Origin of the sequence: Paenibacillus sp. FSL R5-0928, from assembly GCF_037970385.1 — a bacterium.
Lineage (GTDB): Bacteria > Bacillota > Bacilli > Paenibacillales > Paenibacillaceae > Paenibacillus_AQ > Paenibacillus_AQ odorifer.
The window spans coordinates 1,948,756-1,971,340 of record NZ_CP150225.1 but is presented as its reverse complement, the minus strand read 5'-3'; the positions used below and the strand labels follow the sequence as shown (position 1 = coordinate 1,971,340).

Below are 22,585 nucleotides of genomic sequence, written 5' to 3'. Positions count from 1 at the left end.
TCCCTTCATAGATGTTTCCATTATACAGAATTCAGGTCAATTTCGCTATTTGGGTCTTATTATTAAGCATAGAATCACGTAATAAGGTCACAATAAGAACTGCACATATCCTTAGCATGGGCCAAAGGAGGTTAGTACAGTGAATTTCTTAAGTCATGTTGGTCGTTTTGTGGTCGCAGCGCTTGTTCTGATGGTTGTTGGCTGGATTGTTCCACAGTTCACGGTTGGTGGGTTCTGGAGCGCTCTAATCCTTGCACTGGTGATTGCGCTACTCGGCTGGGTAGTCGAAGGAATCTTCGGCAAAAAAGCAACGCCTTTCGGTCGCGGTATCGTCGGCTTTATTGTCAGTGCGGTAGTTATCTGGGTCGCTCAATTCGTAGTCAGCGGAGTCAGCGTATCCATTCTGGGTGCCATTTTAGCAGCTCTGGTCATTGGGATTATCGACTTGTTCCTGCCGGTATCCACTCCATTTGAGGCCGCTAAGTAACAAAAGCTCTTCACAACACAGAACCCCTTATTCCCGGTTCTTCTCCGGCAATAAGGGGTTCTGTGTTGTTTTTATGCAAAAGACACAATCTCCTCTTTATGACTTTCAGCACAGTTGACCACTCTGTTCTTGCCTTGCTTTTTAGCGGTATAAAGCGCCTTGTCTGTTTTACGGAAGAGAAGCTCTTTCCCATCCCCAAGCTGATAATCACAAATTCCAATGCTAACGGTGATCGGCTTGTTCCCAGCCTGCAAATGTTCAATTTGAGCAATATTTTTCCGTAATTTTTCTACTGCTTCATAGGACTCCGAGAAACTTTTATCTGTAAAAATCACAGCGAACTCTTCCCCGCCATACCTAGCCGCAAAATCATTTAATTCAATCATACCGCCTACCTTGTCCGCTATCACCTTAAGCACAAGGTCTCCAACCCTGTGTCCGTAGGTATCATTCACTTGCTTGAAGTTATCAATATCGAAAAGAGCCAGCTGCAGTTGAAGGTTGTTGCTTTCACATTGCTCCAATAATGAATCCAAATATTCATGAAAGGTTTTATGATTATAGAGTCCAGTAAGTGCGTCAATCTTCAGCAGCTTATCCGAAATAGCCCTCTCCACCATTAGATCTTGGCCCGCCTTCGTTAATCTCTCTAAATTTATACGCGCTTCACGAGCACGAATAATTACTGCAATAGCCATCAGCACAAATACCAAAAATACACACTCTACCATCAAGAATTCAAGCAGCGGTTTATGTAGGAATGGCCGTTCCAACCCAAAATATACCCCAGCATAAAACACAATACTAAATAACCCCATTATGTACAGGAGCTTACGATCAAAATAAATAAGAGCAACCATAATCGGCATCATAAGTGTCATCTGAGCACCGTCAACAAAAGGCTCTAATACAAAATACATAAGGTAGGACACTAAAAAACCACAGCTAACCACCCCATATTTAGGGGACTGTTTACTATAACGCAGCCACAGCTCCGCAGTAATCATAAGGACCACAATTAGTAAATTACAGGCTATAAATAAATGCCACAGGTTCGTGTCCATTGTTGTTTTTATTTGGAGTCGGTCAATATTCGACAAAAACAGCAACTGTGAGATTAATAAAAGAATGACTACCATCCAATAGCCTTTTAAGATTCTACGGTGCCAAACCTCCGTACTTAGCGCATCGTTAATACTTGTAATATGTATCCCCTACTTTTAGACGTTAATGTAATAGCTTTCATTATAATAAATTTTAGTTATATTTTCATCATTTTTTTGCAATTTACGACAAAGTTTGAACAGTCTGCCTGTTCACAGATTTTTCACATTTAATCAAAGCGCTTTCTTAAATTTTAAGTTATGATGTCTACATAATTGTCACATTTTCACTATGCTTGGACTTCTTGGGAGGGGATTTAGATCATTAAAAAATTTGCAATTCTACTTTCAATGGTGTTCGTTATAGCACTTACAGCCTGTGGGAACAGCAATGATAGTGCTGCTGGCAATGCTAACACATCGGAGCCGGAGATCGAGGCAGAAACAGAACTCATAATTACAGCTACGAATTACAGCTTTGATCAGGAAGAATATCATCTAAAAAAGGGTGTACCCGTCAAAATCATTTTTAAAAATGATGACGGCAATCACGGTATCCTTATTCCTGAGTTCGAGCTGCAGCTTAATGAAAAAAAATCCTCAAAGGTGATCGTACCAGAGGAAGCTGGAACTTTCGAAATGACCTGTTCCATTATGTGTGGCTCCGGACATAGCGGAATGAGAGCTACTATCATCGTGGAATAGATTACACATAAACAGCCGATTATTAGGGATTCTCCCTGATATCGGCTGTTTTTTTAATCTGAGCTCATTAATAAAGAGTGCTGACCCGAGATAGATCTCTCTACTCATCAGGTCAGCCCTCTTACTTGCATCCGGCATTCAACTGTCCTGCTCGATCAGTTGAATCCATTCATTATATTCATTTTGCAGCTTGGCATATTCCTCTTTAAGGTTACGATGCTCGTCCGTAAGCTTGTCAAGCTCTTCCTGACGCATTTCAAACTGGACCTGCAACAAACGAAGCTGTCCTTGAACCATTTCATAGCTTTCACCAACTTCACCTAACTGCTGAAGCACCTCGCTACGTTCACGATCAATAGCTTCCTGCTTCATCTCAGCCTCGCCGGCTTCCTGCTGCCAAATGTCGATCTCCTCGCGCAGCTTCGCTTCGAGATCCGTCCACTGCAGCTGCCGATCGGATAGCTCCTCGTACTTGTGCTTCCAAGAAGCTCCGTACGCCTCTGCTTCCTTCAGCACTTCCTGTTGCTCAGCAACAGTAGCAGCGGCTTCACGACTAGCTTCAGACAGCTCTTCTAAGCGTCGTGTTGCCTCTTCGCCTTCTTCCTGCAGCAGTTGATATCTTTCCTGCAGGCGTTCTCCTTCTTGCAGTACATCATCGTATTGAGCAATCAATTCCTCATAACGCACACGAAGCGCAGACAGCTCCTTCTGAACCTGCACACCTTGCTCCCGAAGTGCCGCTGTTTCGCGTTCTGCATCTGTACGAAGCTGAACCTCCTGATCCAGCTGCTGTACTAATCCATCGGCTTGCCCACGTAGCGTGTCGATCTCTTTCTGAAGCAACACGGATTTCTCCTCAGACTCCAGCAGATTCATTTCCAGTTCACCAATATCTTCCATACGTTTATCCGAAAGCTCCTGCCAGTTAGCCGCCTCTGCTGCTGATCCCGCAAGTTCTTCCTGAACACGGTGCAGATTCTCACTCGTCTCCTGTAGAGACGCTCTTAGCTCTGTCGCTTCATTCTGTGACTGTTGATAACGCTGGCGTAACTCTTCCAGCTCCTCATTCAACAGTGTGCCCAGCTCAGTAGCCGTGCGCAGCTCTTCACTGAGCTGTTCTTCACGTTTAACAATCGCTTCATATTGTCCAAGCAGCGTCTGTCTTGCATCTCGCTCACTCTTAAGACTGGCTTCAGCCGCCCGTAATCTGGACTGAAGTTGCCCGGTCCCACCACGAAGCTCCGCCAGCTGTTTCTCCAGCTCTTGAATGCTTTGCTTATGTCTATGCTCTTGAGTGCCTTGTGACTGCCGCAGTTCCTTATTCTTGGTTTGCTCCCGCTGCAGTGCTTCACGTTCTTCCGCCAGCTCTTTGCCCAACTTCGCTTTGGTACTCTCAAGCTCTTTACCTAAGGTCAACTTGGTATCCTCAAGCTCCTTACCCAGCGTCAATCTGGTATCTTCGAGTTCTTTACCTAATGTAGACTTGGTAACCTCAAGCTCTTCCTCCAGTGTTGACTTGGTCTCGGTCAGCTCAAGCTGCAGAGCAGACAGCGTGTCTGTCTTCTCCTTGGTCAGCGTCTCTCGGATGTTCTCCAGCTCTTGCAGATGAGCAGCCTTCTGCTCCTCCAGCTGCTGCAAGCGGATGGCTTCCGCCTTCGCCAGTTCCTGCCGCTGTTGTTCACGACTAGCTGCCCGCTCTTCTTCGTAGCTTGTCCGCAGTTCTTGCAGCTCTATCTCGCGCTCAAGCAATTCTTCTTCCAGCTTCTTGCGTGCAACTTCCACAGCTTGCACTGCCTCCTGAAGCTGCTCCGCATGTACCTTGCGTTCATTCTCCTGAATCTCCAAATGCCGCTTACGTTCTTCCTCAGCAGCAGCAATCAGTCGCCCAGCCTCTTCTTTGGCCGCAGCTTCAAGTCGCTCAATTTCTTCTTGCCGCTCCCGCTGTACCTCCAGCAGGCGAGATACTTCCAATCGCAGTTCACTGCGTTCACCTGTCATCATGTTTAGTTCATTTTTGAAGTCCTGAACCTGAATAGCCTGCTCCGCCATATGTACAGCTGCAAGCACCGCTATACGCGGTGTGTCCAGTCTGGTGTGAGATTTAGAAATCGTGCGCATATGTTCATCAACATAACGGGCCACTTGTTTCATATATTCAGTACTGCTTCCGACGAGTTTATAGGAAGTTCCGTATATCTCCACGGCGACACGTGTCCGGTCCATAGCCACAGTTGTGCCCTCCTTTGTATGTGTGCGGATTCTAAGCTAGTTTCACTTCTTCTATTGTAGCTTTTTTGGTAAGCATTTGGCAAAATCCCTAATATTCAATAGATTATGGCTGATATTCTCCGCTTTGCACTCTACCTAGAAAAAACCGCAGCGAATCTCAGTTTCTAAATGGATTCGCTGCGGCTTTACACAATTCCTGCTACTTTCTTAATTCTGCACCAAAAGTTTGTTGAAGAGATGCTAATACCTTCTCATGCACCTCTCCTACTTCTTCATCAGTCAGTGTATGTTCACTATGACGATACAGCAGTGAGATCGCGATGCTCTTCTTTCCACTCTCCAGCTTACCGCCAGTGTACACGTCAAATACCTGTACGGACTGGAGCAAAGTACCTCCGTTATCACGGATGGAAGCCAGCAGATCGCCCGCTGGTACAGCGGAATCCACGACCACAGCAATATCCCGTTCCATTCCCGGGAAACGCGGAAGCTCATTATATTGCAAACGGCTTTGCGCACTTTCATATAACGGCTGCAATAAAATTTCTGCCGCATAAGTATCCACCAGATCCAGCTGTCTTTGCAGATCCGGATGAATCTGCCCCATCGTTCCGATCTTCACACGGCCCTCGTTCCCGAGTAAATATACCGATGCGGAACGCCCAGGATGAAATCCTTCTGGGCTGTCTCCCACATAGACGATTTTATCAGTCAGCCCTAAATGAGCAAATACCGTTTCCAGCGCACCCTTCAAATCAAAGAAGTCCACAGGCTGTGCCGAAACATTCCATTGCTTCACTGTTAAGCTTCCGCTAAGCAACAGCCCCAGCACTGGCAGTTCGCGTGGTTGGCGAGTCAGCTGTTCTTCATCCGTGAAGAAGACGTTGCCGATTTCAAACAATGCCAAGTCGCTTTGACGACGATTGGTATTGTAGCTGGCAATATCCAATAGTTGCGGAAGAAGGCTGGTACGCAGTACGCTGCGTTCTTCACTCATCGGCATAGCCAGCTTCACCGCTACTGCTCCTTCTGATAACGCAGGGAACATTGTGCTTTGTTGCGGCTGGATGAAGGAGTAACCCATCACCTCTTGGTAACCGCCATGTGACAATAAGCGGCGCAGTTCACGACGGAGCGCTTGCTTGTGAGTTAGTGCTCCTGGCGTTGTAATTCCTTCAATTAGAGTCGTTGGAATATTGTCATATCCGTACAGGCGGGCAATTTCTTCAATAAGATCAACATCATAGCTGATATCGCCACGTCTGGTTGGGACTTGAACTTCAACCAGCCCTTGTGCGGTATCTCCGCATTTGAAGTGTAGACGGCCAAACAATGTCTTCACTTCCAGCAAGGACAAATCCGTTCCCAGATAACGATTCAGTTTCTCTAAGGACAAGGTGAGAACCTTCTCTTGAACAGCGTCAGTTCCTGCTTGCACGATGCCTTCATGGACCGATCCGCCAGCATAACGTGCAATCAGCACTGCTGCACGGTTCAATGCAGGAATAACTGCACTTGGATCCACTTCCTTCTCGAAACGAAGGGAGGCTTCAGAGCGAAGTCCCAATTGACGCGAGGTTTTACGAATCGTACCACCATCAAACTTAGCAGATTCCAGAACAAGGTTTACCGTCTCAGCAGTAACCTCTGTATCCCGTCCACCCATTACTCCGGCCAGACCTACAGCTTTAACTCCATCAGCGATAACGAGCATTTGCGGCTCTAGCTTACGCTCTTGACCGTCAAGTGTAACCAAAACTTCACCTTCATGGGCAAGACGAACGCCGAGTTCTCCACCTTGCACTTTATCTGCATCAAAAGCATGCAGCGGCTGTCCATATTCCAGCATCACGTAATTGGTAATGTCCACGATATTATTAATTGGACGAACCCCAGCAGCCATCAGACGATTCTGAATCCACAGCGGTGATGGTGCAGGTTTAACACCTGCAATATAACGAACTGCATAATGGCTGCAGTATTCTTCATCTTCAATCTTGACGGAAATGGAATCCGCAGCAGGACCACTGATCTCAATAATTTCGCTTTTTGGATCAGGCAATTTAACTTCACGCCCAAGAATCGCACTTACTTCATAAGCAGCACCAATCATACTGAGGCAATCCGAACGGTTCGGAGTCAGATCGAATTCCAGAATCTCGTCATCTAAGCCGAGGACCTTGGAAATATCCTGACCAATCTCTGTCCCTTCAGGCAGCACAAGAATACCTTCTTGTTGCTCTTTTGGAAGCAATTTATCATTCAGTCCCAATTCTTTGGCCGAGCAGATCATCCCTTGCGATAGGACGCCGCGCAGCTTGGCTTTTTTGATATCCAGTCCTGGCAGCTTAGCACCGACCAGTGCTACAGGTACAGTTTGACCTGCAGCTACATTTTTTGCGCCGCAGACGATTTGTAGATCCTCATCTTGGCCCGCATCCACGATACATACGTTCAGCTTGTCGGCATCAGGATGTTTTTCCTTTGATTTCACATAGCCGGTTACGATGCCGGAAATGCCTTTATTGCGGCGCTCTACGCCGTCAATCTCAATGCCGGCAGCGGTAATCTTCTCCGCTAGCTGTTCGGCGGTTACTCCTTCAATCGATGTATAATCAGCCAACCATCCGGTTGATACTTTCATATCCGCTCACTTCCTTTATGTTTCAGATGTATTTATTTCACTGTCGTTCGTGCTGCTTCCTGTGGGAGAACGGATGAAGTGCACTCAATTTCAGCTACACACTATTAAGGACGGTCCCTACAAGGAAATCAGATGCTCCAAAACCCATTCTCCAGCCACTATCAGCCAGCGCACCACAATAACTAAACGCCCTTGAACTGCTTCACAAAACTCATATCATTACTATAGAAATGACGGATGTCATCGATGCCGTATTTAAGCATTGCAATCCGCTCTACACCCATTCCGAAGGCGAAGCCGCTGTATTCAGCAGGATCATAGCCACCCATTTTCAGTACATTCGGGTGTACCATACCTGCGCCAAGGATTTCTAACCATCCACTTTGCTTGCATAGTCTGCAGCCATCGCCACCACATTTGAAGCAGCTTACGTCTACTTCAACACTTGGCTCCGTGAATGGGAAAAAGCTCGGACGAAGACGAATGCCTGTATTCGGTCCAAACATCTCCTGCACAAATTGTTGCAGGGTGCCCTTCAGATCACTCATTCGAATGTTACTTCCAATGACCAAACCTTCGATTTGGTGGAACTGGAAGGAATGCGTTGCATCATCATCATCACGGCGGAATACTTTACCCGGACAGATGATTTTAACAGGAGCTTCACCGTTCATAGCCTGCATAGTACGAATCTGTACTGGCGAGGTTTGAGTGCGCATTAGCAGGTCATCTGTTAAATAGAAAGAATCCTGCATATCACGTGCCGGGTGATTCTTAGGCAGATTTAGAGCTTCAAAGTTATAATAATCGGTCTCCACTTCCGGACCTTCAGCTACACGGTAGCCCATGCCGATAAAAATATCCTCAATCTCCTGTACGACTCTGCTAAGCGGGTGAATGCCCCCTTGCTGTAAACGGCGACCCGGTAAGGTTACGTCTACTTTTTCAGCCTGCAAACGTTGCTGGGTTTCCTGCTCTTGAAAAGCCTCCTGCTTCGCGCCGATAATCTCCTCAATAGCACTGCGAACCTGATTCGCCACTTGCCCGATTACCGGACGCTCCTCAGCACTAAGTCCTCCCATACCGCGCAGAACCTCTGTAAGCTCACCTTTTTTACCGAGATACTTCACTCTTAAATCATTTAGTACCTGCGGATCCATAACCTCCTGCAGCTTAGCCAGCGCTTCAACCTTCAATGCTTCCAACTTCTCTTTCATGGCCGTGTACAGCCCCCTTCAATCATTGTCTAGTTCAACAAAAAAAGGCCTTTCCTCCCGGTAAGGGACGAAAAGACCGTGGTACCACCCTTGTTAGACAAGCTGATCTGTTCCCCTTAAGAGCTTCATTCCCTCTTTTGGCTGGACAGATACCTATCTCACTTTATACAGAAATAACGGTCTGTGACCGGTATCCCCTACCCTTCCCTATTAGACAGCTTAAGGAATTCAGGGAACTGCTCCGGAGTGAACTTCGACAGCTCTGCTTCTTAGAAACGCTCTCAATCCGCGGCGTCTCCTCCCTGTAAGTCAGGCACTGTGTACTCTTCTCCATCACTGCATTTCACAATTCATGCTAATTGTCAGGTATCTCTTTACTACAAGAGATATGTCTCTTTATTATATGCAAAATCTGTCGTTTTGACAAGCTGGATTGGCATCGGGGCGGGCAGGCGTGATTTTTGGAATGATGCCTGCGAACAAAGCCGCACGACTTCACCCCATTCACGCACTGCGTAACGAATAATGAATGATTAGCTTTCCTGTAGTCATTATGACTAAGGGCAGTTTTTTTCAGCAGCTGTAAGCCGTATCATTTATGATCGAGTGGGGTAATAGGATCCATCGGTTTGAATATAGATAATTCAATAGGCCCATACATTAAACTTTAAATTTTGTCTTTTGGATTATTATGAGTAAAGATTGCTCTATAAGCAGCACGTCCTATATACTTGATATACTAGAAACTACCATTTACTCACACGTACACTTTCCTATGTTTTCCCACTATGTATACAACACCTCTTTTATTCCCAAAAGCACCTTCAAACATCAGTGACTGAGTTAAATTACGCCTGACCATAGATTGACTTCTGCAGGTTCTACTTAAGCAGCAATAGATTTACTTAATCATCTTATACAGGGAGAAGATGACTGTGGCAGGGTTCTTCGAATTCAAGGTAACACGCAAACTATTCTATGTCTTCGCTGCAATCTCCGTCCTTCTGGTCGGGATCAGCGTGTCCTCGCTACTCTATTTAAATCACACTATTAATAGATTGTCAGATTCTCTTTATGATGATATATATCAGAACTCTAAGCTCATACTGAGCGCCGATCGTGATCTGCATCAAGCTGCTGTAGCCTTGCAAATCGCAATGGGTCCAAACCTAACAGCCGCGGAAGGTGAACAGTTCACTACGGAGTTTATAGATAATAATCTTCAAGCGCAGGAACGAATAAGTCTAGCAAGAGCAAATATCAACGCTATAAAAAAACCTTACAGTGATATGAAACAAAGTGGAATTATCCTTTCCGAATTAAAAAACGAGCTGCGCTCCTTCGAAACTACCATTGTCATGTGGAAAAATTCAGGGCATACGCTAATAACGGAACGGACGAAGAGTAGCTGGAATCCGGATTCATATTCTGCGCTCACCCTAAACTCGCAATTCAATGAAGCTAGAGCACATCTCGATCAAGCAGAGGACTTGATTGGCAACTACGCCTTGCAAGTAACGGACGGTTTTAAGGATAAAAAAAGCGCTTTGTTCTCCCTATATTCGCTCCTCTTACTTGTGTTTCTCCTGGTCATTATTTACCTTGGACGCAAAATCATCTGGCTCCAGAATGAAATGCTGGAAGAACAAACACTTTATCAGCTAATCGGTGAAACCATGTCTGATTTCATTATTTTGACGGATCCTAACGGGTTGATTCTATACGCTTCCCCCTCACACTCCAGTATTCTAGGCTATGTGCCTAAAAAAGGAGATCCGTTATCCAACTACATACGTGAACCGGAGATTGCCTGGGCTAAATTAAAGAGCGTGGTTCAGGGAACCCCGCGCATTTCAGAACTGCGCATGCGCGGAGCAGAAGGCCAATGGGTATGGCTTGAAACTAAGGTGTCACCTGTTCTCGGCAGCCGTAAATTCCCAGCACAATTCATGCTGTTATCTCGAGAAATTACCCAGCGAAAACAATACGAAGAACGACTACATAAGCTAGCCTTCTATGATCATTTAACAGCGATTCCCAACAGGGCTCATTTCAAAATGTATATGGAGAACCTTATCACACAACCCGGAGAACGGAAGCAAAAAATTGCACTGGCCCTGCTGGATTGTGACAGATTCAAGCAGCTAAATGATACCTTAGGCCATCTGGCTGGAGACGAATTTCTTCAGCTGCTCTCCCGTGAACTTCAGCATACAGTCAAAGGAATAGGTCAGGCCTTCCGGATCGGCGGAGATGAATTCGCAGTTGTACTGCATCGATTCACTTCTCCAGAGATGCTTGATGAAACGCTGCAGCGGTTACTTAAACTGTTCAATAAGTCTTGGTCTGTTGATAACGGGTCCAGCTTCCACACCTCCGCGAGTATCGGAGTAGCTTTATTTCCTGAACATGGAAGCAGTATCAATGAACTGCTGCGTGCCGCCGATTTGGCGATGTACCGCTCCAAAGACCATGGTGGCAATAAAGCCAATCTTTACTATGAGCTTGTGGACGAAGAGTTTGCTGACCAGACCATTGTAAAACCATAAAACCAAATAAAAAGCTGTCTCAGGATACAATCAACCCTGAAACAGCTTTTTTTTGTATTGCCACTAACTGCTTAACCGAAGATGATCCTCTGAAATTCCATCAATCTCCTGTTCACGATCCCGGACTAAGACCTTGGTTAACTCTCCATTCGTAGAACAATCAATGAAGCGGTCTCCGTCTCCATCTTTTTCTTCCCAATCATTAAGCCGCAAAATATATCCAATTGATTGGGTATCTGGCAGCACTTCGATGCGGGCTACTGCACGCCCGTTCTCCATATAACGGAAATCGCATTGTCCATCCTGGATTCCTGTATCCCAAACCCAAAGATTCCAGCCTTGGTAATTCTGATCAGGGCGTTCATAGTGTATTTCGATGATTTTAGAGCGTGGGGCTGGCTCACCACATTCATCATAAAGGACCATCATCGACAACCCTTCCACTTCTACCTCATTGCCTTCGATTCTGCGGATGGCTTCTATCCCGGCACGGGTATGGTCTACTACTATACTCCACCCGTTAGAAATCTCAGGAAGAGCCACCGTCATTCGATCATTATTAGCATTGAAGATAACGGTTATATTGTTCCAAAGATCGCCTCCTGCATGGCCTCTAAGAAGATACGATACTATTCCGCCATCACATCGCAGAAATTCCAACGAACGTTCAATTTCCTGGCGGCCATGCAGACGAAATGCCGGATGTGTGCGCCGCAGCTCGATCAGGCCTTTATAATATTGAAATACGGGCTTAAATACGCTTTTCATATTCCAGCGGATCGAGTTGATCGCGTCACCGCTTCGGTAGCTGTTATGATCTCCAAATTTACTGCGCAGGAGCTCATCTCCAGCATGCAGGAAAGGTATCCCTTGCGATGTCAGAATAATTCCGTTAGCAAGCAAGGAACGACGTACAGTTTCATTACCGAGAATGTTCTCCGGATCTACATTCACGTATGGATTGGCAAGGGCCACTGCATCTTCCAGATCCTCGTTATCCATGTTGGCGATTACCGGAAAATCAGCTTTCTGGCTCCCCCCTTGAACGATAAGCAACTTATCCCATAAATTCAAATTATCATGGGCAGTTACATAGTTCACAGATTCCACAGGCGAGTCCGTAAACTCATGAATTGCTCCTTTAATTCCGGCTGCAATAGCACCTTCTTTGCCATATTCGCCTGTCACGAACCCTCTTCCGAAGCCATCACTATCCCCTTTGATCGCTGAACGAAAGTTATCGTTGAAGACAGCATAACCCTTGCCCCGTTGTACACCTTTTAGCGTTTTAGTGGCCAGCGGAGAATCTCCACCCGTCCAAGGTTCACCGTAAAGCAACAGATTCGGATTCACTTCTAGACGGAGCTCTTCCGTAATCTCCCGCATGGTAACACTGTCCATCAGACCCATCAGATCAAACCGGAAACCATCGATATGATATTCCGCAGCCCAATAAGATAGGGAGTCTTTAATAAATTTACGGACCATCGGACGTTCTGTAGCCAGCTCATTGCCAACCCCGGAGCCATTCGACAAACGTCCCATAAAATCGCGGCGATAGAAATAATCTGGGACAAGCGGCTCAAAAGGTCCATTCTCCACAGCATAAGTGTGGTTGTAAACGACATCCATAATTACCGCGATCCCGCGGCTGTGCAAGGCCTGCACCATCTCTTTAAATTCACGGATCCGCAAGCCAGGATTGGCAGGATCGGTGCTGTAAGATCCTTCAGGTACATTATAATGCTGGGGATCATACCCCCAATTGTAGTCCACATTAGCTATGGAGGAACCCCGATTAACCACCTTCAGCTCATCCACGGTCTGAAAATCAAATACCGGCATCAGATGAACATGGGTAATCCCTAATTCAGCCAGATGATCAATCCCCACTGTATTTCCTGCCGGATCCTTTAATCCAAATTCGGTAAATGCTTTGAATTTACCCTTATAATACATACCAGAGCTCTCATGTGAGGAAAAGTCACGAACATGCAGTTCATAAATCACTGCGTCGGCAGGATGCTGTAACGGAGGCGCTACATCCTGATCCCAATGTTCTGGATTCGTATCCTGCAAATTAACGATTGCCGATCTTAAACCATTAGCTGATACGGCTGTTGCATAAGGATCTACTGCTTCTGTCACATTACCATCTGCAAAAACAGCACGGTACATATAATATTTCCCTTTTAGATCACCTGATAACTTGGTCTGCCAGACTCCGCCATTACTACGCTGCATATATACAATCCGACCACTGTCCACAGCGCTCTTATGTGACTCACTATTCAGTTGATAACCACCTGTTTCGTACAGGACAAGGGACACAGCAAGAGCCGTAGGTGCCCAGACTTTAAAGACACTGTACTCCGTTGAATACGTCAAGCCTAAGTCCTTACCCTCATAGACTTCCATCATCAATTCTGCATTTATATAATTTTTACTCATGAATTAACACCATCCTATGGCTCCCCACCTAACCTGTAGGGTTGCTTATAAGTCCATATATTACCAATTCATTACATATTAATACTTGCACAGCGCTGCAAGTCGGCAAATGGAGTATAAACTTTCTATGGATCCTTACTATTATATGTACGACATATTTATAGGTTTGGGTTCCTTATCGACTTTATGCTCATTACTAATACTATCGGTATAGACATCTGCGCAATAAAGAAAATAAACAGTGAACAGTAAATGAGGTCGAATTAAAGTAAATTATAGATTAAAAAACATAAAAAAGCCGACCTCCAGCCATCGGAAGTCGGCAATAGTAGTTGGAAAACAGTAGAACGCTAAAACGGATTAATGCATGCGTAAAAAGTTACTTAGCGATACTTTGAACAAGTGCAGCTACTTCTTCAGCCGTGCCAAGCTGCAAAGCTTTTGCAGCCAAATCCTTCATGTCGGCAGCCGACAATTTAGAAATTTGACTGCGCGCTGGCAGAATGGAAGTTGCACTCATGCTGAATTCGTCAAGACCAAGACCCAGTAGCAGCGGAATAGCTGTTGCGTCACCAGCCATTTCACCACACATCCCTGTCCATTTACCTTCTGCATGGGCTGCATCAATTACATTTTTGACCAAACGCAGGATGGCTGGATTGTAAGGCTGATACAGGTAAGATACCTGTTCATTCATACGGTCAGCAGCCATTGTATATTGAATAAGATCATTCGTACCGATACTGAAGAAATCAACTTCCTTAGCAAACTGGTCAGCCAGTACAGCAGTTGATGGAATCTCAACCATTATGCCGAGCTGAATGTTGTCTGATACTTCCTTACCTTCTTCCCGAAGCTTAGCTTTCTCTTCGAGCAAAAGATCACGCGCAGCACGGAATTCACCAAGCGTAGCTATCATAGGGAACATAATGCGAAGATCCCCGTGAACACTTGCTCTTAGTAATGCACGTAGTTGAGTACGGAAAATATCCTGACGATCCAAGCACAGACGGATCGCACGGAAACCAAGGAAAGGATTCATTTCCTTCGGAAGGTCCAGATAAGGCAGCTCTTTATCGCCACCGATATCCAGGGTACGTACGACTACCGGCTTACCCTTCATGTTCTCAAGTACAGTACGGTAGGCGTTATATTGGATTTCCTCAGAAGGCAGCTTATCGCGACCCATGTAAAGGAACTCAGTGCGGTACAGACCTACACCTTCGCCACCATTCTCAATTACACCATTCACATCATTTGGTGTACCAATATTGGCAGCTAGCTCAACATGTTTACCGTCTGCTGATACTGTTGGTTCGTCGCGAAGTTTCTTCCATTCTGCGATTTGCAAGTCGTAAGCTTCCTGCTTGCGAGTGTACTCTGCCACTTCAGCTTCGCTAGGATTGATCAGAACGTCCCCATTCAGACCATCGACAATCACCAAATCGCCAGAATTCACTTCGGACAGAACCGTTTTAGTTCCAACAACCGCTGGAATTTCCAAAGAACGTGCCATAATCGCAGAGTGGGAAGTCCGTCCACCAATGTTCGTTGTGAAGCCTTTAACGAACTTACGATTAAGCTGTGCTGTATCCGATGGTGTTAGATCTTGAGCAATCACGATTACTTCTTCACTGATTTCTGCAGGACTTACATAATGAATGCCCAGCAGGTGGTTCAGCAAACGCTTGGTAACATCACGCATGTCAGCTGCACGTTCCTGCAGATAGGCACTCTTCATATTTTCGAACATTTCAATAAATTGTGTAGCCACTTCGTTTAGCGCATAGTCCGCGTTAACCGATTCCTCACGGATTTTATCAATTACGGGATTGATCAGCTCTGGGTCATCAAGAATAAGCAGATGTGATTCGAAAATCTCAGCCTTTTTCTCCCCCAGCTCTGCCAAAGTACGCTCTTTAATCGTTTGCAGCTCCACTCTTGATTTGGCGAGTGCATCATTCAACTTAGCGACTTCTGCTTCAGTATCACTGATACCTGTCTTCGTAATCGTATAATCCGGATGTTTCAGGATAAAAGCACGGGCTACTGCAATCCCTGCTGAAGCCGCGATTCCTGAAATCTTATTCATGGATTTCCCCTAGCCCTTCTTTAATCATTACTTCTTGAAGAGCGTTCAAAGCTTCTGCTTCTTCGCTTCCTTCAGTAATCAAAGACAAAGTATCTCCAGCTTCAAGGCCCAATGACAATACGCCAAGAATGGATTTCAAAGTTACTTTTTTACCTTTAGCTTCTGCAAATGCTTCTGTACCTTTGAATTTTGTCGCTGTATTTACCAAGGCAGTTGCTGGACGTGCGTGAATTCCATCTTCATCGACAATTCTGAATGTTTTTTGCATAATATTATCCAACTCGCTTTCTGTTATTAGAGTATTTTAAATTTATAGTGAAAGCTTCGCTTCCTTGTATGAACAAAGAAGCATCGGCCCTTGCACTTTTACTGAATCGTAATGATGTCTTGGTCTCCTATAGAAACCTTACCCGGCTTCTTCAATGTTACAGAAGAGCCCTCTGGTAAATTCGAGAAAATAACAGGTGAGATTACAGAAGGTGCATGTGCTTTTACATACTCTAAATCCACTTCCATAATCGGTTGCCCAGCCGCTACAAGATCGCCTTCTTCAACTAATACCGTGAAGCCTTGACCTTTAAGCTTAACCGTATTAACCCCAATATGAACGAGCACTTCCTTGCCTCCGTCAGACATAATACCGATGGCATGTTTGCTCGGGAACACGTTAAATACCTTACCGTAAACCGGTGAAGCAATTTTCCCATCTTCGGATAGAAACGCGAAGCCGTCGCCCGTCATTTTTTGGGAGAATACTGGATCTGGCACCTCTGTGATATCCAACAATTCACCGTTTACTGGAGATACGATATCTTCCTTGATAATCGCTTCACCAGCTTCACCTGCCTGTTGTTCTTCTTCTGGCTCTGGAGTAACCACTACTGGAGCTGCTGAAGCCGCAGGTGTCTTTCCGTTAATTACATCTTGAATCTGCGATTTAATCGTATCTGAACGTGTGCCAAAAATCGCTTGAACGTTATTACCCACTTCCAGCACACCTGATGCACCAAGTTTCTTAAGACGGTTCTTGTCTACGCCTGCCTTATCTTTAACTTCAACACGAAGGCGGGTAATACAAGCGTCTAGATGAGTGATGTTTTCTTTACCACCTAGAGCGGACAAAATGTTCCGCGGTAGATCATCACCGGCTCTGGAGACAGACTCCGTATTCACTTCTTCTTCTTCATTCGTATCTTCTTCACGACCCGGTGTCATAAGATTGAATTTCCGAATTACAAACCGGAAGCCGAAGTAATAAATTAAGGCAAGGGCCAGACCTACCGGAATAACCAGCCACCAAGCTGTACGGTTCGGGATAATACCGAAGAGCACAAAATCGATAAAACCACCCGAGAATGTCATGCCGATTTTAACATCAAGAATATGCATAGTCATAAAGGACAGACCTGCAAACACAGCATGTACAGCGAACAGCAATGGAGCCACGAATAGGAACGAGAATTCGAGCGGCTCAGTAATCCCTGTCAAGAACGATGTCAATGCCGCGGAAATCATCAAACTTCCGACGATCTTTTTATTCTGAGGTTTAGCTTCATGATAGATAGCCAAAGCCGCTGCTGGAAGACCAAACATCATGAATGGATATTTACCCGTAGTAAATGTCCCTGCTGTGAAGTCTACTCCATCGCGAAGCTGCTGCATGAAGATCCGTTGGTCACCACGTACCAATTCTCCAGCTTTATCAACGTAGGTACCAAATTCATACCAGAATGGAGAGTAGAAAATGTGATGCAGTCCAAAAGGAATGAGCGAACGTTCGATCGTTCCGAAGATAAACGCTGCAAGCGTTTTGTTCGTATCAATCATACTTTGTGACACATAGTTCAGACCATGTTGAATAGGTGGCCATACTATTGTCAGTAACAAGCCCAAGATTAGAGCTGTTACCGCCGTCATAATCGGTACGAAACGTTTACCTGCGAAGAAACCTAGGTAAGAAGGAAGCTCAATTTTGAAGAATCGCTTGTACATGGCCGAAGCCAATATACCGACGAGTATACCTCCAAACACCCCTGTTTGCAGTGTTGGAATCCCTAATACGCTGGCATACGAGAAGTCGCCTTGGCTTAGAACGTAATCATTAACACCAATAACTGTACCCATCGTAATGTTCATTACGAGGAAACCGATAATGGCAGCTAGACCCGCAACACCTTCACCCCCGGCTAAACCTATCGCAACCCCCACCGCGAAGAGTAAGGCTAGATTATCAAATACAATTTGTCCTGAATTCATCAATACATTGGCAACAGCCTGAACAACATGGTTCTCCAGTGCTGGAACATATTGCAGGAAGTCTGGGTTTACCAGCATGTTTCCTATTCCAAGAAGCAAACCTGCCGCAGGCAGAATAGCTACTGGAAGCATCAGAGCTTTACCAACTCTTTGTAAAACACCAAACAACTTTTTAAACATTTAGGTTACTCCTTTCATTAATTTCACTAAAACAGATGCCAAAAAAGGCATGAGCAACACAGTATAGAAGTTGTAATCTAACGCTATCGTTAGATTGCCCCAAGAAGGGGGTTAACAACCAAAATACTGTAATTCACTCATGCCTGATCGAATCAGTTACACGCTCGATATTCTGTTTTGTTGATGACAGTGAACATTGTAGCATCGTTTTTTTTAAGTAGCAAGCGTTTTTTTTGAAACCATGATTTGTTACAACTTTTGCACTTTAAGGAGCTTCACCATTCTTGTCCATATCTTGTTCGTCCACTTTTTTCTGGGCAATACGCTGCAGGTGAATCGTCAAATAACTTACCTCAGCTTGATACACGGGAATTCGCACACGCTGTTCGATAATTTTTGTTAATTTCCAAGCCAACGAATACATCTCAGGATACTCCCGTTTCATGAGTCCATCCAGGGTTGAGGTCTCTTGTACCGCCTCTCCACGGCGTAATCTTTCTAGAACAAATCGCAGATGGGTTACCAGTCTTGAGTAATCAAGTGAATCCCGTGGGATTCGATAGTCCAGATAATTCTCGACTAACCCAACCAGCTCTCCAATCAAGAGAGAATGTTGTCTAACCTCGGAAATTTGCCTATTACTAAGTGCGCTGACAATATGAAGAGCCACAAAACCTATCTCATCCACCGGCAATTCCACGCCCATAGCCTCATTGATCCGTCCAATCGCATATTCTGCCATCTTATATTCCTCAGGATAAATCTCCTTAGTTTCATACAAAAATGGATTATGAATTGGGATATCTTGTTCAAAACGACGGATAGCAAAAGAAATATGGTCGGTAAGTGCAATGTGAATATGCTCATTAAGCGGCTGACGGTTACAATGCATAATATGTAATACTATTTCTTGAACGACCTCAATCAACTTCTCATCCACTTGGGGAAGAAGCTGTTTATATTGTTCCTGCTCCTCCTGGCTACGAAGAATAAACATCTTCTCCACGGAGGATAGATTAATCTGATCACGCAGCTTGCGGTTAAACCCTATCCCTTTACCGATAACTACAACCTCAGAATATTGAGGATGCTGGGCAATGATAACGTTGTTATTTAACACCTTCGCCACTGTTATGCTACTCATTTTGACACCTCTTTTATTTCTAAACACCTAACTTCCAGCAGCATTCGCAATAAGAAATCGTACGATAAATACAAGCTTTGCTACCATCATAACACCAAGAATTGCATATTAGAAGAACACTCTGTGTCCTTACTAAGCTAGTAGATCAGAGTGAACAGCCTTAAAGGCTTTTATTTTACCTGAAAAAATCTTTAAACACCAGTGAAAGCGACGATGTCCATTTATACAATAATTCCCATGGTATTTCGATAAGCTATAAGCCTTCACCAAAAATCACCTGTATACGCACGAGCTGTTTATCATGTTGTCTGTTTTAGATCAACACATAAAGATTAAGGTATGACCAGCAGCTTTGCCAGTCATACCTTAAGTAAATTAAATCAATATAATTTGCATTAAACTATTTTTCCTTTTGTTCAGGCAGAGAAGTTAAAGTCTCGCTGGCTGCACTGGATGTTACTGATGGCTGAATATAAGTTGCAGGGGCAACTGCTGCGGTTGGTGTAACTGATGCTCCTTTGCTTCCGGAAGCTTTAGTGGTCAGCCCCTTGATCAGTGCCTCTACATCAATCCCTGAGACGCTCTTCAGCATCTCTGGAGCGGTGGACATTAGCTGAGTCACATAATTGCTGACCCGGGCTGCACCTTCCCCATTACCGGTATCTACAACGGTAAGTTTATCAATAGATGCCAGCGGCTTCGCAATTTGGCCAGCCAAATCAGGCAGCATTTTGACGATGATGTCGAGCACCGCTGCTTCGCCGAATTTCTGGAAAGCTTCCGCCAGTTTCTCTTTGGCTTCTGCTTCCGCTAGACCGCGCAACCGGATAACCTCAGCATCCGCTGTACCTTTAGCCAGCTCTGCATCCGCCATCGCTTGACCTTCAAGACGCTTCTGCTCAGATGTCGCTTTTGCTTGCGTTTCAATACTATATTGCAAGGCATCTGCCTCACGCATTCTCTTCGCCTTATCGGCTTCCGCCGCTTGCTCTACTGCATAACGATCCGCTTCTGCTTTTTTCTTCACTTCAGCATCATACTGCTTCTCGCGAACTTGAATTTCTTTGGCTTGCAAATCGATTTCACGTTCCTTACGTACCAGCTCAACCTTCATCTGTTCTTCAACAACGGTCTGCTTTGCACGTGCCTCTTGAATATGATAAGCCTGGTCGGCTTCCGCTTTCGCTGTATCCTGATCCCGTTTAAACGCAGCCACCTTAAGCTGGTTTTCCTTAGAGGCTTCGGCAATATTCGTATCCCGCAGCAGCTCAGCTTTTTGCCCTTGCTCTTCTGCGTTTGCCTTTTGAATTCTCGCATCCCGCACTGCTTCTGCTTCAGCGATCTCTGCATCCCGCTTCACAGCAGCTATCCGCGGTTTACCCAGTGCCTCTAGATATCCATGTTTGTCTCGCACATCCTTGATGGTAAAGGAAACAATTTGCAGACCCATTTTCTTAAGATCACGTGCCGCCACGCCTTGAACCTCTTGCGCAAAGCGGTCACGGTTACGATATACTTCCTCAACGGTCATCGAACCGAGAATGGCCCGCAGATGACCTTCAAGAACTTCTTGTGCTTCGCTCTTCAGTGCTTCAATCGGTTTGCCCATAAATTGCTCAGCAGCTGTCGCCACATCTTCCGTTGAGCTACCCACTTTAATGATCGCTACGCCGTCGGCAATAACCGGAACCCCTTGTTCGGTGTATACTTCCGGGGTCGTCACATCGAGTTTATGAGAAAGAAGCGACATAAATTCAGCCTTCTGAAAGACTGGGAGTATAAAGGCACCGCCCCCGCGTACAATCTTTATTTTACGACCAGAACCATCGTCTGAAATATGATTTTTCCCTAAGAACGACCCCGTTACGATCATCCCTTCATCGGGTCCAACCGTTTTGTAACGTGCCCAGAATGCGATACCTAGCACAAACAAAACAGCAACGACAACAGCAGGGACTAACAAATACTCAGGAATACCGAACATTAAAGATCCACTCCTCTTCTCTTTTCGAATTCTGACACCAATGCAACGCCTTCTCTAACCTCCACTACAACAACTTTAATCCCTGCCGGAAGCAGCTCATGATCAAAGCTTGCTGCCGTATGCAGGCTATTGCCGGCGCCAAACTTTACCATAATCTCACCATAACCAGTGGCGGGAACAGGAATTGTGATTTCCCCGATCTTACCAGGCAGATCACTCATTGAGAAACCATTGGACATTTCGCTTTTTTCCATGGGCTTAACCACCCCTAGATACATAAGTACTCCCAAAAAAGCGGCGGCTAACAAAGACAAAGCAATGATCGCCCCAGCTTCCAGAGCGCTGTACCGGGTTAGAAGAATGCCCGCTCCGCCGAACACGGTTATTCCTCCTGCCAGCACGGTGGGATTCAGAAAATCTACAGATACGAAATCAAAGGCCCCATGCAAGGCATCTCCGATCACATCGCCCACCAGGACGCTGACTATGGCAAATATGACGCCTAGCGCCAAGCAGCCTAAATACAGCGTTTGCATTTTTGTTTCCTCCTGTCTTCAATCAGGACTGTCATATTACATTAAACGTACAAAGTAGGTCCTTGGTTTCACAATCTTTGGATATTCACCCAAATAAGTTCCATTCAGAGGATAAGCATGCGCACATTGACACTGTTTTATTACATACGATGGGGTTGTCCCAAAGCCGTCCAATAGTTGCTGAGGCGCTGATTTTTGTTGGAAAGTTACTTAATCTAAACAGCAAAATTTGTAGTGTCTCTGGTGTCCGAAAACTTGATCAAAAGGCTGAAAATTCGCATATAGCGTCAGCTGGGTCCGTAGGGTAGGCGTGTATTGGAAGAAGAAACAGTCGTGAGGAGATCTTACAAACACTAGTTGGTTGAGTAACACTCTCGCGCGTATGAAGAGGCTATGCTGCTTACGCACCTCGGCGCCTCGGCCAATCGGACTCAACAGACCCTATTCGCCGATTTTTCCGACATTTGTTATGCTATCGGACCGCATAGTCTCTATTCGCATGAAAACCAGCAAATATAAGGCCATTTCGAAGCAATAGTGTCTCTGGTGTCCGAAAACTTGCCCAAAAGGCTGAAAATTCGCATATAGCGTCAGCTGGGTCCTAAGGTAGGCCGTATATTGGAAGAGGAATCAGTCGTGTGGGGATCTTACAAACCCTAGTTTGTTAGGTAACACTCTCGCGCGTATGAAGAGGCTATGCTGCTTACGCGCCTCGGCCCATCGGACTCAACAGACCCTATTCGCCGATTTTTCCGACATTTGTTATGCTATCGGACCGCATAGTCTCTATTGGCATGAAAAACAACAATATAAGACCATTTCGAAGCAATAGTGTCTCTGGTGTCCGAAAACTTGCTCAAAACGCTGGAAATTCGCAGATAACGTCAGCTAGGTCCGTAGGGTAGGCGTGTATTGGTAGAGGAATCAGTCGTGTGGGGATCATACAAACCCTAGTTGGTTAGGTAACACTCTCGCGCGTATGAAGAGGCTATGCTGCTTACGCGCCTC

14 protein-coding genes and 1 other annotated feature are annotated in these 22,585 nt (G+C 45.4%); of the genes, 3 read left to right on the top strand and 11 right to left on the bottom strand.

Features of this window, described 5'->3' with window-relative positions:
- Positions 1 to 139: 139 nt before the first annotated feature.
- On the top strand, positions 140 to 487 hold the full coding sequence (locus MKZ16_RS08410; RefSeq protein WP_036683548.1) for a phage holin family protein: 348 nt from the start codon (positions 140 to 142) through the stop codon (positions 485 to 487).
- Positions 488 to 558: 71 nt separating this feature from the next.
- Here MKZ16_RS08410 and MKZ16_RS08405 read toward each other — a convergent pair whose 3' ends face one another.
- Positions 559 to 1,626 carry a GGDEF domain-containing protein gene (locus MKZ16_RS08405; RefSeq protein WP_038569534.1) on the bottom strand — a complete coding sequence of 356 codons (1,068 nt, stop codon included), beginning with the start codon at positions 1,624 to 1,626 and terminating at the stop codon, positions 559 to 561.
- 315 nt (positions 1,627 to 1,941) lie between these two features.
- Between MKZ16_RS08405 and MKZ16_RS08400 the strand changes: the two genes are divergently transcribed.
- On the top strand, positions 1,942 to 2,295 hold the full coding sequence (locus MKZ16_RS08400) for a cupredoxin domain-containing protein (RefSeq protein ID WP_235219496.1): 354 nt from the start codon (positions 1,942 to 1,944) through the stop codon (positions 2,293 to 2,295).
- 138 nt (positions 2,296 to 2,433) lie between these two features.
- Here MKZ16_RS08400 and MKZ16_RS08395 read toward each other — a convergent pair whose 3' ends face one another.
- The 3 genes from MKZ16_RS08395 to pheS all read right to left on the bottom strand — a co-directional run bounded on the left by MKZ16_RS08395 (position 2,434) and on the right by pheS (position 8,385).
- A complete protein-coding gene (locus tag MKZ16_RS08395; RefSeq protein ID WP_076101561.1) occupies positions 2,434 to 4,524 on the bottom strand; it encodes a hypothetical protein in 2,091 nt (696 codons plus the stop codon).
- A gap of 199 nt (positions 4,525 to 4,723) precedes the next feature.
- Positions 4,724 to 7,168, bottom strand: a complete 2,445-nt coding sequence (gene pheT, locus MKZ16_RS08390; RefSeq protein ID WP_076104003.1) for a phenylalanine--tRNA ligase subunit beta — start codon at positions 7,166 to 7,168, stop codon at positions 4,724 to 4,726.
- 182 nt (positions 7,169 to 7,350) lie between these two features.
- Positions 7,351 to 8,385: a phenylalanine--tRNA ligase subunit alpha gene (gene pheS / locus MKZ16_RS08385; protein ID WP_038569531.1), complete on the bottom strand. Its 1,035-nt coding sequence runs from the start codon at positions 8,383 to 8,385 to the stop codon at positions 7,351 to 7,353.
- Between the two features lie 60 nt (positions 8,386 to 8,445).
- Positions 8,446 to 8,731 (bottom strand) — a binding site (T-box leader).
- Positions 8,732 to 9,314: 583 nt separating this feature from the next.
- Here pheS and MKZ16_RS08380 point away from each other — a divergent pair.
- Positions 9,315 to 10,934, top strand: coding sequence for a sensor domain-containing diguanylate cyclase (locus MKZ16_RS08380; RefSeq protein WP_081386519.1), 1,620 nt, complete (start codon positions 9,315 to 9,317; stop codon positions 10,932 to 10,934).
- A gap of 63 nt (positions 10,935 to 10,997) precedes the next feature.
- Here MKZ16_RS08380 and pulA read toward each other — a convergent pair whose 3' ends face one another.
- From pulA to MKZ16_RS08345, 7 genes are all read right to left on the bottom strand, one after another.
- A complete protein-coding gene (gene pulA, locus MKZ16_RS08375) occupies positions 10,998 to 13,385 on the bottom strand; it encodes a type I pullulanase (protein WP_076104005.1) in 2,388 nt (795 codons plus the stop codon).
- Between the two features lie 379 nt (positions 13,386 to 13,764).
- Complete coding sequence (ptsP, locus tag MKZ16_RS08370) at positions 13,765 to 15,477, bottom strand: phosphoenolpyruvate--protein phosphotransferase (protein ID WP_036683566.1); 1,713 nt, start codon at positions 15,475 to 15,477, stop codon at positions 13,765 to 13,767.
- Positions 15,470 to 15,745: an HPr family phosphocarrier protein gene (locus MKZ16_RS08365; RefSeq protein ID WP_036683569.1), complete on the bottom strand. Its 276-nt coding sequence runs from the start codon at positions 15,743 to 15,745 to the stop codon at positions 15,470 to 15,472. The genes ptsP and MKZ16_RS08365 overlap by 8 nt, the downstream gene beginning before the upstream one ends.
- Positions 15,746 to 15,843: 98 nt before the next feature.
- Positions 15,844 to 17,913 carry a glucose-specific PTS transporter subunit IIBC gene (gene ptsG, locus MKZ16_RS08360; protein ID WP_036683572.1) on the bottom strand — a complete coding sequence of 690 codons (2,070 nt, stop codon included), beginning with the start codon at positions 17,911 to 17,913 and terminating at the stop codon, positions 15,844 to 15,846.
- A gap of 265 nt (positions 17,914 to 18,178) precedes the next feature.
- Positions 18,179 to 19,057 (bottom strand): PRD domain-containing protein, encoded by an 879-nt coding sequence (locus MKZ16_RS08355; protein WP_036683575.1) that lies wholly within the window; start codon positions 19,055 to 19,057, stop codon positions 18,179 to 18,181.
- Between the two features lie 400 nt (positions 19,058 to 19,457).
- Positions 19,458 to 21,041: a flotillin family protein gene (locus tag MKZ16_RS08350; protein ID WP_081383764.1), complete on the bottom strand. Its 1,584-nt coding sequence runs from the start codon at positions 21,039 to 21,041 to the stop codon at positions 19,458 to 19,460.
- Complete coding sequence (locus tag MKZ16_RS08345) at positions 21,041 to 21,577, bottom strand: hypothetical protein (protein ID WP_036683577.1); 537 nt, start codon at positions 21,575 to 21,577, stop codon at positions 21,041 to 21,043. The genes MKZ16_RS08350 and MKZ16_RS08345 overlap by 1 nt, the downstream gene beginning before the upstream one ends.
- Positions 21,578 to 22,585: the final 1,008 nt, after the last annotated feature.

Excerpts from the sequence above, each read along its gene's own strand:
- MKZ16_RS08405 (WP_038569534.1), bottom strand. The coding sequence starts at position 1,626 with ATGGTAGTCATTCTTTTATTAATCTCACAGTTGCTGTTTTTGTCGAAT.
- MKZ16_RS08400 (WP_235219496.1), top strand. The coding sequence starts at position 1,942 with ATGGTGTTCGTTATAGCACTTACAGCCTGTGGGAACAGCAATGATAGT.
- pheT (WP_076104003.1), bottom strand. The coding sequence starts at position 7,168 with ATGAAAGTATCAACCGGATGGTTGGCTGATTATACATCGATTGAAGGA.
- pheS (WP_038569531.1), bottom strand. The coding sequence starts at position 8,385 with ATGAAAGAGAAGTTGGAAGCATTGAAGGTTGAAGCGCTGGCTAAGCTG.
- MKZ16_RS08380 (WP_081386519.1), top strand. The coding sequence starts at position 9,315 with ATGACTGTGGCAGGGTTCTTCGAATTCAAGGTAACACGCAAACTATTC.
- pulA (WP_076104005.1), bottom strand. The coding sequence starts at position 13,385 with ATGAGTAAAAATTATATAAATGCAGAATTGATGATGGAAGTCTATGAG.
- ptsP (WP_036683566.1), bottom strand. The coding sequence starts at position 15,477 with ATGAATAAGATTTCAGGAATCGCGGCTTCAGCAGGGATTGCAGTAGCC.
- MKZ16_RS08365 (WP_036683569.1), bottom strand. The coding sequence starts at position 15,745 with ATGCAAAAAACATTCAGAATTGTCGATGAAGATGGAATTCACGCACGT.
- ptsG (WP_036683572.1), bottom strand. The coding sequence starts at position 17,913 with ATGTTTAAAAAGTTGTTTGGTGTTTTACAAAGAGTTGGTAAAGCTCTG.
- MKZ16_RS08355 (WP_036683575.1), bottom strand. The coding sequence starts at position 19,057 with ATGAGTAGCATAACAGTGGCGAAGGTGTTAAATAACAACGTTATCATT.
- MKZ16_RS08350 (WP_081383764.1), bottom strand. The coding sequence starts at position 21,041 with ATGTTCGGTATTCCTGAGTATTTGTTAGTCCCTGCTGTTGTCGTTGCT.
- MKZ16_RS08345 (WP_036683577.1), bottom strand. The coding sequence starts at position 21,577 with ATGCAAACGCTGTATTTAGGCTGCTTGGCGCTAGGCGTCATATTTGCC.